The following is a 14,257-nucleotide window of genomic DNA, read 5'->3' as shown; positions in this document are numbered from 1 at the left end:
CAAACACTGGAGGGGGAAGGGGACGAGGCCGGGGGGCCCCCCCCCCCCCCCCCCCCCCCCCCCCCCCGCACCCCCCCCCCCCCCCCCCCCCCCCCCCCCCCCCCCCGCCAACCCCCCCCCCCCCCCCCCCCCCCCCCCCCCCCCCCCCCCCCCCCCCCCCCGCGCCCCGGTACCGCGCCGTGGTGACCCGGGAGACCGAGGACGACACCGCGTCCGGCGACGGCCGTCCGACGACCGGCACCCCGGCCGCGGTCGGCGCGGTCGGCACGGTCGGCGCCTTGGAAACACACGACATCGACGCCATCGACGCTCTGGAAGAGATCGAGGAGACCGCATGATCGGCCTCGCGCCCCCGGCGTACGACCCGGCGGCCCCGACGACGGCGAACACCCTGCCCGTCGGTGCCCCGGCGACCGTCCGCGCCTACGTGGCCGAACTGTTCCGGCGCCACCGCCGCGCCTTCCTGCTGCTCGTCGCGGTCAACACGGTTGCCGTCGTGGCCTCCATGGCCGGGCCCTACCTGCTCGGCTCGGTCGTCGAGAAGGTCGCCGACGACGCGCGTGAACTGCATCTGGAACGCACCGCCGCCCTGTTCGTGCTGGCCCTCGTGGTCCAGGCCCTGTTCGTGCACCAGGTGCGGCTGCGCGGGGCCGTGCTCGGCGAGCGGATGCTGGCCGACCTGCGCGAGGACTTCCTCGTACGGTCGGTGGGGCTGCCGCCCGGCGTCCTGGAGCGGGCGGGCACCGGCGACCTGCTGTCCCGGATCACCACGGACATCGACCGGCTGGCGAACGCGATGCGCGAGGCCGTGCCCCAGCTGTCCATCGGCGTCGTGTGGGTGGCCCTGCTGCTCGGCGGCCTCGCCGTGACCGCCCCGCCCCTCGCCCCGGCGGTGCTGCTCGCCGTGCCACTCCTGGTGGTCGGCTGCCGCTGGTACTTCCGGCGGGCGCCCGCCGCCTACCGCTCCGAGGCCGCCGGGTACGCCGCGGTGGCCGCCGTCCTCGCCGAGACCGTGGACGCCGGGCGCACCGTCGAGGCCCACCGGCTCGGTGAGCGGCGCATCGATCTGTCGGACCGACGGGTCAGGGAGTGGACGGCCTGGGAGCGCTACACCCTCTGGCTGCGCTCCGTCCTCTTCCCGGTCGTCAACCTCACCCACGTCACGGTCCTCGGCTCGGTCCTGATGATCGGCGGTGTCTTCGTCCTCCAGGGCTGGATCGACGTCGGCCAGCTGACGACCGGCGCGCTGATCGCCCAGATGCTCGTCGACCCCGTCGGTCTGATCCTGCGGTGGTACGACGAGCTCCAGGTCGCCCAGGTGTCGCTGGCCCGGCTGGTCGGAGTGCGGGACATCGAGCCCGACGAGGGCGATCCGGCGGTGACCCCCGACGGGCGCGAGGTGCACGCCGACCGGGTCCGCTTCGGCTACCGCGCGGGCGTCGACGTCCTGCGCCAGGTCTCCCTGGAGGTCGCTCCCGGCACCCGGCTCGCCCTGGTCGGCCCGTCCGGAGCGGGCAAATCCACGCTGGGCCGGCTGCTCGCCGGCATCTACGCACCGCGGGACGGCCGGATCACCCTGGGCGGTGCCGAACTGTCCCGGATGCCCGCCGAGCAGGTGCGTGCCCACGTCGCGCTGGTCAATCAGGAACACCACGTCTTCGTGGGGTCCCTGCGCGACAACCTGCTCCTCGCCCGGACGGGCGCAGGTGACGCCGAGCTGTGGGCGGCGCTCGGCGCGGTCGACGCGGACGGGTGGGCCCGGGCGCTCGACGACGGTCTCGACACCGAGGTCGGCTCGGGCGGGCTGTCACTCACCCCGGCGCAGGCCCAGCAGATCGCGCTGGCCCGGCTGGTGCTGGCGGACCCGCACACCCTGGTCCTGGACGAGGCCACCTCGCTCCTGGACCCGCGTGCGGCCCGTCACCTGGAACGCTCCCTCGCCCGCGTCCTGGACGGCCGCACCGTCGTCGCCATCGCGCACCGGCTGCACACCGCCCACGACGCCGATGTCATCGCCGTCGTCGAGAACGGCCGCATCAGCGAGCTGGGCAGCCACGACGAGCTGGTCGCCGCGGACGGCGCGTACGCGGCGCTCTGGCGCTCCTGGCACGGGTGACCGGCGTCCACCGCCGGGGCCGGAGCCGGCCGGAGGCACCGGTCCCGAGGCGCGGGCAGCGGACCCTGGCGCCGAGGCGCGGGCGACGGACCCCGCGCCGGGGGACGGGCAACCGGCCCGGGCGTCCTGGGGCCGGCAGCGGTCCGCGGCGCCGGGCGTCGGGTTCGTGGAGCGGGGCCGCGCGCGAGGGCCCGCCGTCCGGCCCGGGCCGGACGGCGGGCATCGCCCCGGCTCCGGCACGGTCGGGCCAGTCGTGCGGAGGGACGTGGCCGCCGTCGGCGCACCGGCAGGCCGGACCCGGTGGGCGCAGGCCCGCCGATGCTCCGGCGGGTACGCGGATCCGCCGCGGCGTGGCCCCGGCCGGGTCCGTGTCCGAGCACGTCCCGTTGCGCGCTGTCGTCGGAGGGTGGAAGGCTGGAAACTGGCACCGGCTCGGGGAGTGGCCCCGAACCAACCGGTTCGCGAGGGGCTCGGCCTGTGCCATGCGGTTCCCGCCGTCGCCGTGCGGTACGGCGGCACCGGATCCGCCCCCACCACCTGGAGGTAGTCGTGGACAGCGCCGACGGATGGGGAGACGACGTCTACCAGCCCGACGGCTCCGAGGTGCAGGACGACGCCGGATTGCTCGACGCCGAGGACACCCTGGAGACCGACGGCGTCGACGACCCTCTGGACCGGGGCTGGTCGCCGCCCGAGCGACCGTGGGCGGTGGAGCACGTCGGCGTGACCGCCGAAGAACGCCGGCACGGCGAGAGCCTCGACCAGCGCCTCGCAGAAGAGCTGCCCGACCTCACGGCCCCCGACGGCGACGGCATCGGAGACTCCGACGACACGGACGGCGAGCCACTGGACAACGAGGTGGGCGCCGCCCGCTCCGGCCGCCTGGTGGCACCCGACGAGGGTGCGCACGAGGACGAGGAGAGCGGGCTGATCGCCACCGACGTGGGCATCGACGGCGCCGCCGCTTCGGCCGAGGAGGCCGCGATGCACGTCGTCGACGAGGAGACGCTGCCCGGCTGAGACCGCCGCGTCCGTCCCATCCCCCGCACTCGAGGAGCAGCCATGCAGCAGGACAAGCACCCGGACTACCACGAGGTCGTCTTCCGCGACCGCTCCGCCGGCTACGCCTTCCTCACCCGGTCCACGGCCGCCAGCGACCAGACCATCGACTGGGACGACGGCAAGACCTACCCGGTCGTGGATGTGGAGATCTCCTCGGAGAGCCACCCGTTCTACACCGGCAAGGCACGGACAGTGGACTCGGAGGGCCGGGTGGCCGCGTTCGAGCGACGGTACGGGAGCGCCGCCTCCGGCCCCGGTGACGCCGGCTGACGCAGCCCGATCCGGGTCACCCGTCCCCCGCGCCGCTGCCCGCCCGGACCGCTCCGGGGGCTCGCGTGGTGCGGCCGTGCCGCCCGAGTCTTCGGTGACCCCCTCCGCTCGCCCTGGGCTCAGATGAAGTTCAGCGCCGCCGCGCAGCCGACCCCGCCGAGCAGCATGAACGCCGGCATCAACACCTTCAGCTCGACCCAGCTGCCGGCCCTGAACCGCATCACCTTCGGCGGTCCGATCGGGTACCAGCGCTTGCGACCGATGGGGATCGGCCACAAAATCGGGCAGCCCGACACTGTCAGCGCGTCCCCGATGTCGTGCACCAGGGCCCCCAGGACGATCGGCAGTCCCAGCCACAGGTACTCCTGGCCCGGGGCGGTGAACAGCCAGTCCGCGCCGTTGCCCGGCTTGTCGAGGACACCGGCCAGGATCCAGGCACTGGTGGCGGCCAGCAACCAGACCAGGACATCGCTGCTGGAACCGCGGGCCGCCCGCCAGAGGAGCCCCTCGATGGCCAGCACCAGGTGCACGAAGAGGATCGCCAGGACCGCCCAGCGCCCTCCGGTGATCGCGGCCACCGAACTGCCGGCCCCGATCGTCACCGCCCAGAGCCAGGTGTGGGTCAGTGTCCGGTGTCCGCCGGAGCGACGGGGGTCGCCCTGCTTCCGAGTCGACTTGTAGACGGCGTAGGAGAGCTTGTCGACGATCTCGCACAGGCCTCGCGAGACAGGTCCGAAGGACCGCGAGATGGTGGCCGCCTTGTGGTCCAGGTCCGGCGCCAGGGCGGCTCCGGCGCAGATCAGGGCACCGACCAGGAGGACCGGCCAGGGCATGGTGTGACCGGCCGCTGCCGCCGCCGCACCGACGCCCAGCCAGGCCGCGGCCCCGGACAGTGAGTGTGCTGGTCCCATCATGGCCGTGCCCCGCCCCATTCCTGCTGTGTCGCTGTCGAGTTGCCCCCGGGCGCTGACGCTCCGTCGGCGCCACAGCGTAGCGTTCGCGATCTTCGGACGGGCATCCGATTCCCTCATCACGCCCGATCACAGGCAAGATGGGGGCGTGACCCTTATCGATCAGCTGCCGCAGACCGCCGACCCGGACGCCCTCTACGAAGCCTTCGAGTCGTGGGCCGGGGAACGCGGCATCACGCTCTACCCCCACCAGGAGGAGGCGCTGATCGAGGTGGTCTCGGGTGCGAACGTGATCGTCTCGACGCCCACCGGGTCGGGCAAGAGCATGATCGCGGCGGCGGCGCACTTCGCGGCGCTGGCCCGGGACGAGGTCACCTTCTACACCGCTCCGATCAAGGCGCTCGTCTCGGAGAAGTTCTTCGAGCTGTGCAAGATCTTCGGAACCGAGAACGTCGGCATGCTCACCGGCGACGCGTCGGTGAACGCGGACGCCCCCGTCATCTGCTGCACGGCCGAGGTGCTGGCGTCCATCGCGCTGCGTGACGGCAAGCACGCCGACGTCGGCCAGGTCGTGATGGACGAGTTCCACTTCTACGCGGAGGGTGACCGCGGCTGGGCCTGGCAGATTCCGATCCTGGAACTGCCCCAGGCCCAGTTCATCCTGATGTCGGCGACGCTCGGTGACGTCTCGATGTTCGAGAAGGACCTCACCCGGCGCACCGGCCGCCCCACCGCTGTGGTCCGCTCGGCGACCCGTCCGGTACCGCTCTCCTACGAGTACGTGCTGACGCCGCTGACGGAGACGCTCACCGAGCTGCTGGCCACGAAGCAGGCCCCCGTCTACATCGTGCACTTCACCCAGGCGCAGGCCGTGGAGCGGGCCCAGGCGCTCATGAGCATCAACATGTGCACGCGGGAGGAGAAGGACCAGATCGCCGAGCTGATCGGCAACTTCCGCTTCACCACCAAGTTCGGCCGCAACCTCTCCCGCTACGTGCGGCACGGCATCGGTGTGCACCACGCCGGCATGCTGCCCAAGTACCGCCGCCTGGTGGAGAAGCTGGCCCAGGCAGGTCTGCTGAAGGTCATCTGCGGCACGGACACGCTCGGTGTCGGTGTCAACGTCCCCATCCGCACCGTGCTCTTCACCGCCCTGGCCAAGTACGACGGCACCCGGGTGCGGACCCTGCGGGCCCGCGAGTTCCACCAGATCGCCGGACGCGCCGGACGCGCCGGTTTCGACACGGCGGGCTTCGTGGTGGCGCAGGCGCCCGAGCACGTCATCGAGAACGAGAAGGCTCTCGCGAAGGCCGGCGACGACCCGAAGAAGCGCCGCAAAGTGGTGCGCAAGAAGGCTCCGGAGGGGTTCGTCGGCTGGACGGAGAACACCTTCGAGAAGCTCATCGCATCCGAGCCCGAGCCTCTCACCTCGCGCTTCCGGGTGACGCACACGATGCTGCTGTCGGTGATCGCCCGCCCGGGGAACGCCTTCCAGGCGATGCGGCACCTGCTGGAGGACAATCACGAACCCCGCAAGCAGCAGCTGCGGCACATCCGGCGGGCCATCGCCATCTACCGCTCGCTTCTCGACGGCGGCGTGGTGGAGAAGCTCGACGAGCCCGATTCCGAGGGACGCATCGTCCGGCTCACCGTGGACCTGCAGCAGGACTTCGCTCTCAATCAGCCGCTGTCGACCTTCGCCCTCGCCTCCTTCGACCTGCTGGACCCGGAGTCCCCGTCGTACGCCCTCGACATGGTGTCCGTCGTCGAGTCCACGCTGGACGACCCGCGCCAGATCCTCGCGGCCCAGCAGAACAAGGCACGGGGCGAGGCCGTGGCGGCCATGAAGTCCGACGGAGTCGAGTACGAGGAGCGCATGGAGCGGCTCCAGGACGTGTCGTACCCCAAGCCGCTGGAGGAGCTGCTCTTCCACGCGTACAACACCTACCGCAAGAGTCACCCGTGGGTCGGCGACCACCCGCTGTCGCCGAAGTCCGTCATCCGTGACATGTACGAACGAGCCATGTCCTTCACCGAGTTCGTCTCGTTCTACGAGCTCGCGCGCACCGAGGGCATCGTGCTGCGCTACCTCGCAGGTGCCTACAAGGCCCTCGACCACACCGTCCCCGACGACCTCAAGTCCGAGGATCTCGAGGACCTGATCGCCTGGCTCGGCGAGATGGTGCGCCAGGTCGACTCCAGTCTGCTCGACGAATGGGAGCAGCTCGCCAACCCCGAGGTGATGACGGCCGAGGAGGCGCAGGAGAAGGCGGATCAGGTCAAGCCGGTCACGTCGAACGCCCGGGCCTTCCGCGTCCTCGTCCGCAACGCCATGTTCCGCCGGGTCGAGCTCGCCGCTCTCGACCAACTCGCGGAGCTCGGCGAGATGGACGCCGACTCCGGCTGGGACGCCGACGCGTGGGGCGAGGCCATGGACAAGTACTGGGACGAGTACGAGGACCTCGGCACCGGTCCCGACGCCCGCGGCCCCAAGCTGCTGCAGATCCAGGAGGAACCGCAGCACGGCCTGTGGCGCGTCCGCCAGACCTTCGCCGACCCCAACGGCGATCACGACTGGGGCATCAGTGCGGAGGTGGACCTGGCCGCCTCGGACGCGGAGGGCCGGGCCATCGTCCGGGTCACCGACGTCGGTCAGCTCTGAACACGGGAGAATGCCACCCATGACGAACCCAGCCGAGAGCCTCGTCGCGCTGCTCGACCTCGAGCAGATCGAGGTCAACATCTTCCGCGGCCGCAGTCCGCAGGAGTCCTTGCAGCGGGTCTTCGGCGGCCAAGTGGCGGGACAGGCGCTGGTCGCCGCCGGGCGGACCACCGAGGGCGACCGGCCCGTGCACTCGTTGCATGCGTACTTCCTTCGCCCGGGCCGGCCGGGCGTGCCGATCGTGTACCAGGTCGAACGGGTCCGCGACGGCCGGTCGTTCACCACCCGGCGGGTCACGGCCGTGCAGCAGGGCCGCACGATCTTCAATCTGACCGCCTCCTTTCACAAGCCTGAGCAAGGGAGCTTCGAGCACCAGCTGCCGCCCGCCCGCAAGGTGCCGGACCCCGAATCCCTGCCGACGGTGACGCAGGAGATCCAGGAACACCTGGGGGCGCTGCCGGAGACTCTGGAGCGGATGGCCCGGCGCCAGCCGTTCGACATCCGGTACGTGGACCGGCTGCGCTGGGCGGCTGAGGAGATCAAGGACGCGGAGCCCCGCAGTGCGGTGTGGATGCGGGCGGTCGGACCTCTCGGGGACGACCCGCTCGTGCACACCTGCGCGCTGACCTACGCGAGCGACATGACTCTGCTGGACGCGGTGCGCATCCCGGTCGAACCGCTGTGGGGTCCCCGCGGGTTCGACATGGCCTCCCTGGACCACGCCATGTGGTTCCACCGGCCCTTCCGTGCCGACGAGTGGTTCCTGTACGACCAGGAGTCCCCCATCGCGACGGGTGGGCGCGGGCTGGCTCGCGGCCGCATCTACGACCTGCAGGGGCGCCTGCTCGTCTCCGTCGTGCAGGAAGGGCTCTTCCGGGCACTGTAGGAACGGCAGGCCGTGGCCCTGCCGGAGGGTGATGTCCCTCCGTGGCGGCGCTGCTGTCCGCGTCCGCAGCCGGTGTTGCCGTGCTCGGGACCGGCGCGACTCGTCAGGTGCTTCTGCGTCGCAGCCATCCGAACCGCCGGCGCGTCGGCTCCGGAGGCTCGCCGCTGCCGGGACCCTCGGAACAGGGCCGCGCCGTCGTCGGCGAGGGAAGCGTCAGTGCCGGATTTTCGGAGCCTCCCGGCCTCGGTGTCACCGGCGACGGCGGTGGGTTCGGGAAGGGCCGCGGGGCAGGACGGGTCTCCCGGGCGTCGGCGACCGCCTGCGCCAAGTCGGCCCGGAGCCAGCCGATCTCGTCGGCATCCTGTGCCGTCATGATCCTCGCGGCGACTTCGGCGGCAGGTGAGTCGGGCGCGGTCCGCCCCGCCTGCTCGGGTCGGAAGCGGTTCAGGTGGGCGCGCTCATAGGGATCCGGCACCACCTCAGCGACCTGCAGCGGATCGAGCTGTGCCGATACGATCGCGGCCTGCGCCCAGGGGTCCTCGGTCCGGCGCAGCAGGAACCCCCGATGCCGTCCCCGCCAGTTGCGCGGTCGCAGGTCGAGCCCCTGGTCCAGTTGGTCACGCAGTCCTTCGGGAATGCGGCCGCTCAGCAGCCGGGCGTTCTCCTCTCCGGCGGCGAACTGGCGCAATTCCTCCGCCAGATAGAGCCAGACGACGGCTCGGTAGCGGTTCAGGTAGAAGGTGACCGGGACCAGCAGCCCGAGGCGGGCGAGGCGGGTGAACCTGGCGGTCGTGACCTCCATGAGGGCCGCGGCCTCCTTGGTCCCCACGGTCCTGACGCGCTCCCGCAGTGCCTCGGTGGAGCCGCTCGCCGCGCGAACCCGCTCGATCTCCGGCCGGGTCACCCGGCGTGCTCCCCCGCCCCTGTCGTCCGGGACGGTGCGGACGCGGCCGAGGTGTACGGCGAGTTCGAACTCGCCGCGCTTCAGCCCCAGTTCCCGGGCGGCCCGGCTCGGCGTCAAGGACGCCGGCCCCGCTCCCGCGTCGGCGGAGGCGGCGCCGGGCGGACGGGGCCGCCCAGCGGGACGCCCCGGAGCGGCGGCGGACTGGGTGGACTGGGTGGACTGGGTGATGGTGGTGCCGGACATGCGGTTCTCCCCCGTACGGTGCTCGCGCCGACCTGCGCTCGCTTCGGGAAAAACCGTAGCCGGATCTCCGATGCGCGTGGGGAGCCTGTGGACAACCCCGCCCGGCCTGACGTCTCCGCAGGTCAGAGGTCCAGAATCGACGTGTGCTGCGGCTGTCGGGCTGCCACGCGGAGGTGTTCGCCGACACGGTTGACCAGCAGCGTCATCTCGTAGGCGACCTGGCCTATGTCGGCTTCGGCGGCACTGAGCACGCACAGACAGCTGCCGTCACCGGCGGCGGTGACGAAGAGCACCGCGTCATCGAACTCGATCATCGTCTGGCGCACCTGGCCCGCCCCGAAGTGGCGTCCCGACCCCCGGGCGAGGCTGTGCAGACCGGACGCGACGGCCGCGAGATGTTCCGCGTCCTCCTGCCGCAGCCCCGTGCTCGCACTCGTCACCAGTCCGTCGTTCGACAGCACCAGTGCGTGCCGGACGTGTTCGACGCGCTCGGTCAGCTCGTCCAGCAGCCAGCCGAGTCCCGTGTTCTGCGCCATGGTCCGTTCTCCCCGTGTCGTCGTCCTCCTGGTCGGAGGATCCGACAAGCCAGCCTTCCCCAACGCAGCCGCGCGGGCAAGCAGGATGCAGGGCATCCCACGGAAGACGACCGGTCACGCCACGTTCACCGACCGAGTCCCGTGTCCGACCGAGCCGGCTCACCCCGACCGAGGCGGGTCACCCATCGGAGACGACCCCGAAGCCGCCCAGCGGGACGGCGTGCACGGGACGACGGCCCACCCGGACGGCATCCCGCGCCCTCACCCGACGGAGTCGAGCAGCCGGGCGGTGTGCACCTTCCCGGCGTACTCGACGAGGCGGATCAGCACCTCCTTCCCGGAGTCGCGGTCCCGGGCATCGCAGAGCACGACCGGTGTCCCGCGGTCGAGATCGAGAGCGCGGCACACGTCCTGGGCGCCGTAAGCACGTGCCCCCGGGAAGCAGTTGACGGCCACCACGAAGGGGATGTGCCGGTGCTCGAAGTAGTCCACGGCGGGGAAGCAGTCCTCCAGCCGTCGGGTGTCCGCCAGGACGACGGCACCGAGGGCACCTTGCGCCAGCTCGTCCCAGAGGAACCAGAAGCGGTCCTGCCCAGGTGTGCCGAAAAGGTAGAGCGACAGCCCGGACCTGATGGTGATGCGCCCGAAGTCCATCGCCACCGTCGTCGTGACCTTGTGGTCGACGCCGTCGGTGTCGTCCACCGACTGGCCGGCCTCGCTCAGCAGTTCCTCGGTGCGCAGCGGCCGGATCTCACTGACCGCACCGACCAGAGTCGTCTTGCCCACGCCGAACCCGCCGGCGACCAGGATCTTCAACGCCAGGGCGGCCGTCTCGCCGGCGGAGGCGTCGGAGTGCTCGGAGACCATCGATCACTTCTCTCGGGAGTGCCGGCAACGGTCGACGTCAGTACATGTGTGCGGAGTCAGCATCATGACAACCCCGGCTTCTTCGCGCGGTGTTGGACCGCTATGGGACGGATCCGATCGAAACGGGTTCATTCGGTGTCCGGACGGATACGGGTGCACGGGCACAACCGGTCGTGGAAGGCCGTCTTCGTGCGCTACAGCGCCCTCAGCCCTTCGATGACCTCCCGAAGGATGCGCTCGTCGGGCAGTTGGGCCGGGGGTACCGGACGGCTGACGGTGACGCAGCCGAGCTCCAGGAGGTCCCCCAGGAGCACTCTCACCACCCCTACCGGCAGGTCGGCCCCGGCGGACAGCTCCGCCACCGACTGTGTCTCCGGGCGGCACAGGTCGATGAGCGTGCGGTGTTCCGGGCCCAGTGCGGTGTCGTCGAGCCGGGGTGCTCCCGGGTCGAGGGTGACGAGTGCGATCAGATCGAAGCGCACTCCGGTCGGGCCGGGGCGGGTCCGCCCGCCCGTCATCGCGTAGGGCCGTACGAGCGGTCCCGCCTCGCTGTCGTACCACTGGCTTCCCGGCTGGGGCGACGCGGTCGGCATGTCCTCGGTCATGGGTGCGGTCCGCCTGGGTCATCCGCCGACGGGCGGTCGCGCAGCGGCGCGGGGTGCCGTGCCGAGATGCTCGCCGACGCGTTTCACCAGGAGCGCCATCTCGTAGGCGACCAGCCCGATGTCGGCCGTGGCGGCGGTGAGGAGGGCGAGGCAGGAGCCGTCGCCGGCGGCGGCCACGAACAGGAAGCCGTCGTCCATCTCGACCATGGTCTGCCGGACGCCGCCGGCGCCGAAGTGGCGGCCCGCCCCCTTGGCCAGGCTGTGGAAGCCGGAGGCGACGGCGGCCAGATGTTCCGCGTCCTCACGCCTGAGGTCGGCGGACGACCCTACCGCCAGGCCGTCGTTGGACAGGACCACCGCGTGTCGTACTTCTCCGACGCGGAACACCAGGTCGTCCAGCAGCCAGTCGAGTTCGCCCGTGCGCGGGGCGGGTCTCGTGGTCGGATCCTGAATCATGCGGGGTCTCCTTCAGTGCTGTCGCCGCCCGCGGTGGCAGCGGGGCGGCCGCCGAGACCGGGGGATGTGCCGCCGCCGCGGGCCCAGCCGTCGCGGTAGGCGGCCATACGGTCCCGAACCTGCTCGGGTGTGCGTTCTTCTCGACGCGTCCGGTCGTCCGCCGGTATCGGCTCCTCGGTGCGCTGTTCGCGCAGTTGGGGTGCGAGGTTCGCCTGCCGCACGCGCCGCGGCAGGTCGTCGGACGCTTCGGGCTCGTCCGGGGGCCGGTGCAGGCGCAAGGTGGTGACTCCGTGGGGCGGATGGTCGGATGATCGGTTCGCCCGGCTCTCGGCGACAGGATCTCCGGGGGCCACGTTTCCGCCGACGGGCTGTACGGACGCCTCGTTCCCGGCAACCGGCTGTACGGGAACTCCGTTCCCGGCATCCGGCTGTACCGGAACCCCGTGCCCGCCAACCGGCCGCCCGGGAGCCACCTCCCCGCCGGCGGGCGGCACGGGTGCCACCAGGGCGGGCCGCTCCGTCGCGGCGTGGACGGACTCCTCGGGCGCGGCCGGCACGCGCGCGTACGCGTGCTCCGCCATCTGCCCGCGGTCGGCGGTCCTGGGGGAACGTTCCGGCGCGTCGCTCTGCAGCAGGGTCTTGGGCAGCAGGACGACCGCGGTGGTGCCGCCGTAGGGCGAGGTGCGCAGATGCACCTTGATGCCGTGCCGCGCCGCGAGCCGGCTGACCACGAAGAGCCCCAGACGGTCGCTGTCGAAGAGGTCGAGCGCCTCCGACTGCTCGATGCGGCGGTTGGCCTCGGCGAGCGACTCCTTGCCCATGCCGAGACCCCGGTCCTCCACCTCCACGGCGTAGCCGTTGCCGACCGGTTCGCCGGTGACCCGCACTCTGGTGTGCGGCGGTGAGAACTGCGCCGCGTTCTCGACGATCTCTGCCAGGAGGTGGGTGAGGTCGGCCACCGCGGCGCCGACGATGGCGGCCTCGGACAACTGGCGCACCTCCACGCGCGCGTAGTCCTCCACTTCGGACACGGCGGCGCGCACCACGTTGGTCAGTGAGACCGGCATTCTCCAGGCCCTGCCCGGTGCGGCACCGGAGAGGATGATCAGGCTCTCCGCGTGCCGCCGCATGCGCGTGGTGAGGTGGTCGAGCCGGAAGAGGTCGCTCAGTTCGCTGGGGTCGTCCGATCTGCGCTCCATGCTGTCGAGCAGGTTCAGCTGCCGGTGCACGAGGACCTGACTGCGGCGCGCGAGGTTGACGAAGACACCGGAGATACCGCTGGCGAGTTCGGCGCGTTCGACCGCGGCACGCAGAGCGGCGCGGTGCACGATGCCCAGAGCCTCGGCGACCTGTCCCGTCTCGTCCTCGGACGGTGGTCCGGGGGGTGCCTCCGCGCGGACATCGATCTCCTCACCCGCGCGCAGTCTGCGCATGGCGTGCGGGAGCTTGCGGCGCGCGATCTCCAGAGCGTCGTTGCGCAGGCTGACGAGTTCGACGACGAGGCCGCGCCCGATGCGTACGGAGATGACGAGGGAGGCGGCGACCGCGGCGAGTCCGAAGAGGACGGCCGCCCCGGCCGGGGTGAGCAGGCCGCGTCCGAACGGGTCCGCCCGTTCCGCGACACCGCGTCCGGCATCCGATCCGATGGACCGCATGCCGTCCTGCACGCGCGCGTGTGCCGCGTTCCAGGTGGCCTCGGGCGCGGCGGCGACCCCCTTCGCACCGGGCCGGGAGAGCAGCACCTTGTCCTCGACGACGCTCACGTCGGCGTATGCGTCGTCCCCGGCCAGCTCGCGCCAGGCCGCGCGTTCGGGACCGCTCAGGTCGGCGACGGCGGAGTCGGTGAGCGCCCGGCGGGTGTCCACGGCACCGGTGAAGAGGCGCAGCCGTTCTCCGTCGAGTGTGCCCGCCAGCCGGGCGCTCGACAGCACCGTGTCCTCCCGGGCCAGCGCCTCCCCGGCCCGGGAGAATTCGAGCAGCACGCGCGCGTCGGATCCCAGCCCGGCGTCCTGGACGCTCGTGAGCGCGCCGCCCACGGCGAAGGCCTTCGAGATCGTCTTCGTGTACTGCCCGTACGCCTCGTCCCACCCCGTCCGCCGCTCCAGCAGCGCGCCGCGCAGCGATCGCAGGTTCTCGGCTGCGGCGACGAACGTCTCGAGCCGTACGGCCACACCGGCGGGCAGGTCGGCGCCGTCGGCCACGGTGTTGCGGTCGCCCAGCCGCAGCACGGCCACGGCTCGGTCGGTGCGCCCCGCCAACTCCTTGAGCTCACCGGGCCGCTCCGCCGACGGGTCGGTCGCGTACCGGACGGCGGCCGCGCGCTCGGCCTGGAGAGCCGCGACGGCGGCGTCGACCGGGGCACGCACCGTGGAGTCCACGCGCTGCAACTGCCGCAGCCGCGCGACGTCCTGTGCGGTGGTGACGGTGGCATAGGCCCAGAGGGCGAGAAGGGAGACGACGGGCACCATGAGCAGGCACACGATCTTCGCCCGTACCGTGCGGGGGCGCACGTGCCAGCGCCCCGCGCGTTCGGTCGTCGCGGCCGGCGCTTCGGTGGCCGCCTCGTCGGCGTCGAGATGCTCGTCGGCGGGCGGGCCCGCGTGCGCGCGGCGACCGCGGACAGGCGGTTGTGGCGGCGGCTCGGCGCCGGCCCTGGGGGTCTTGCGGGGTGTACGCATGGCCTCCTCGCTCGGAGTGGTGCGGGGCGCTGCGTCCAGGCCGTCGTGGCCCCGGAACCGC

13 protein-coding genes are annotated in these 14,257 nt (G+C 72.2%); 6 read left to right on the top strand and 7 right to left on the bottom strand.

What is annotated here, in order from left to right; genetic code table 11:
* Positions 1-182 precede the first annotated feature (182 nt).
* The 4 genes from ACZ4NT_RS12485 to ACZ4NT_RS12470 all read left to right on the top strand — a co-directional run bounded on the left by ACZ4NT_RS12485 (position 183) and on the right by ACZ4NT_RS12470 (position 3,448).
* Entirely contained in the window at positions 183-338 is a 156-nt protein-coding gene (locus tag ACZ4NT_RS12485; RefSeq protein ID WP_467725078.1) for a hypothetical protein, read from the top strand.
* Positions 335-2,116, top strand: a complete 1,782-nt coding sequence (locus ACZ4NT_RS12480; protein ID WP_467725076.1) for an ABC transporter ATP-binding protein — start codon at positions 335-337, stop codon at positions 2,114-2,116. Before ACZ4NT_RS12485 ends, ACZ4NT_RS12480 begins: the two co-directional genes overlap by 4 nt.
* A 549-nt stretch (positions 2,117-2,665) precedes the next feature.
* Positions 2,666-3,136 (top strand): DUF5709 domain-containing protein, encoded by a 471-nt coding sequence (locus tag ACZ4NT_RS12475; protein WP_121408446.1) that lies wholly within the window; start codon positions 2,666-2,668, stop codon positions 3,134-3,136.
* A gap of 42 nt (positions 3,137-3,178) precedes the next feature.
* Complete coding sequence (locus ACZ4NT_RS12470) at positions 3,179-3,448, top strand: type B 50S ribosomal protein L31 (protein WP_121408447.1); 270 nt, start codon at positions 3,179-3,181, stop codon at positions 3,446-3,448.
* Positions 3,449-3,567: 119 nt separating this feature from the next.
* Here the strand turns inward: ACZ4NT_RS12470 and ACZ4NT_RS12465 are convergent, their stop codons facing one another.
* Positions 3,568-4,362 (bottom strand): metal-dependent hydrolase, encoded by a 795-nt coding sequence (locus tag ACZ4NT_RS12465; protein WP_121408448.1) that lies wholly within the window; start codon positions 4,360-4,362, stop codon positions 3,568-3,570.
* 145 nt (positions 4,363-4,507) lie between these two features.
* Between ACZ4NT_RS12465 and ACZ4NT_RS12460 the strand changes: the two genes are divergently transcribed.
* Both ACZ4NT_RS12460 and ACZ4NT_RS12455 read left to right on the top strand, forming a co-directional pair.
* On the top strand, positions 4,508-7,021 hold the full coding sequence (locus ACZ4NT_RS12460; protein ID WP_467725074.1) for a DEAD/DEAH box helicase: 2,514 nt from the start codon (positions 4,508-4,510) through the stop codon (positions 7,019-7,021).
* 19 nt (positions 7,022-7,040) lie between these two features.
* Entirely contained in the window at positions 7,041-7,907 is an 867-nt protein-coding gene (locus ACZ4NT_RS12455) for an acyl-CoA thioesterase (RefSeq protein ID WP_467725072.1), read from the top strand.
* Positions 7,908-8,010: 103 nt separating this feature from the next.
* Here ACZ4NT_RS12455 and ACZ4NT_RS12450 read toward each other — a convergent pair whose 3' ends face one another.
* The 6 genes from ACZ4NT_RS12450 to ACZ4NT_RS12425 form a co-directional block, all read right to left on the bottom strand.
* Positions 8,011-9,054: a DUF6397 family protein gene (locus tag ACZ4NT_RS12450; RefSeq protein ID WP_121408451.1), complete on the bottom strand. Its 1,044-nt coding sequence runs from the start codon at positions 9,052-9,054 to the stop codon at positions 8,011-8,013.
* A 122-nt stretch (positions 9,055-9,176) separates the two neighbouring features.
* Positions 9,177-9,590: a roadblock/LC7 domain-containing protein gene (locus tag ACZ4NT_RS12445; RefSeq protein ID WP_121408452.1), complete on the bottom strand. Its 414-nt coding sequence runs from the start codon at positions 9,588-9,590 to the stop codon at positions 9,177-9,179.
* A 261-nt stretch (positions 9,591-9,851) separates the two neighbouring features.
* Positions 9,852-10,457 carry an ATP/GTP-binding protein gene (locus ACZ4NT_RS12440; RefSeq protein ID WP_121408453.1) on the bottom strand — a complete coding sequence of 202 codons (606 nt, stop codon included), beginning with the start codon at positions 10,455-10,457 and terminating at the stop codon, positions 9,852-9,854.
* A gap of 194 nt (positions 10,458-10,651) precedes the next feature.
* Positions 10,652-11,062 carry a DUF742 domain-containing protein gene (locus ACZ4NT_RS12435; RefSeq protein ID WP_121408454.1) on the bottom strand — a complete coding sequence of 137 codons (411 nt, stop codon included), beginning with the start codon at positions 11,060-11,062 and terminating at the stop codon, positions 10,652-10,654.
* 18 nt (positions 11,063-11,080) lie between these two features.
* Positions 11,081-11,518, bottom strand: a complete 438-nt coding sequence (locus ACZ4NT_RS12430; protein ID WP_121408455.1) for a roadblock/LC7 domain-containing protein — start codon at positions 11,516-11,518, stop codon at positions 11,081-11,083.
* Entirely contained in the window at positions 11,515-14,196 is a 2,682-nt protein-coding gene (locus ACZ4NT_RS12425; protein ID WP_121408456.1) for a nitrate- and nitrite sensing domain-containing protein, read from the bottom strand. The genes ACZ4NT_RS12430 and ACZ4NT_RS12425 overlap by 4 nt, the downstream gene beginning before the upstream one ends.
* Positions 14,197-14,257 lie beyond the last annotated feature (61 nt).

The organism is Streptomyces sp. NPDC026417, from assembly GCF_055567695.1.
The sequence above is the reverse complement of the archived record's forward strand: the minus strand, read 5'-3'. Positions and strand labels throughout refer to the sequence as shown.

What these genes read in the sequence shown, in the direction of transcription:
- ACZ4NT_RS12450 (WP_121408451.1), bottom strand. Translation starts at nt 9,054, where the DNA reads ATGTCCGGCACCACCATCACCCAGTCCACCCAGTCCACCCAGTCCGCC.
- ACZ4NT_RS12480 (WP_467725076.1), top strand. Translation starts at nt 335, where the DNA reads ATGATCGGCCTCGCGCCCCCGGCGTACGACCCGGCGGCCCCGACGACG.
- ACZ4NT_RS12430 (WP_121408455.1), bottom strand. Translation starts at nt 11,518, where the DNA reads ATGATTCAGGATCCGACCACGAGACCCGCCCCGCGCACGGGCGAACTC.
- ACZ4NT_RS12465 (WP_121408448.1), bottom strand. Translation starts at nt 4,362, where the DNA reads ATGATGGGACCAGCACACTCACTGTCCGGGGCCGCGGCCTGGCTGGGC.
- ACZ4NT_RS12470 (WP_121408447.1), top strand. Translation starts at nt 3,179, where the DNA reads ATGCAGCAGGACAAGCACCCGGACTACCACGAGGTCGTCTTCCGCGAC.
- ACZ4NT_RS12425 (WP_121408456.1), bottom strand. Translation starts at nt 14,196, where the DNA reads ATGCGTACACCCCGCAAGACCCCCAGGGCCGGCGCCGAGCCGCCGCCA.
- ACZ4NT_RS12435 (WP_121408454.1), bottom strand. Translation starts at nt 11,062, where the DNA reads ATGACCGAGGACATGCCGACCGCGTCGCCCCAGCCGGGAAGCCAGTGG.
- ACZ4NT_RS12455 (WP_467725072.1), top strand. Translation starts at nt 7,041, where the DNA reads ATGACGAACCCAGCCGAGAGCCTCGTCGCGCTGCTCGACCTCGAGCAG.
- ACZ4NT_RS12445 (WP_121408452.1), bottom strand. Translation starts at nt 9,590, where the DNA reads ATGGCGCAGAACACGGGACTCGGCTGGCTGCTGGACGAGCTGACCGAG.
- ACZ4NT_RS12440 (WP_121408453.1), bottom strand. Translation starts at nt 10,457, where the DNA reads ATGGTCTCCGAGCACTCCGACGCCTCCGCCGGCGAGACGGCCGCCCTG.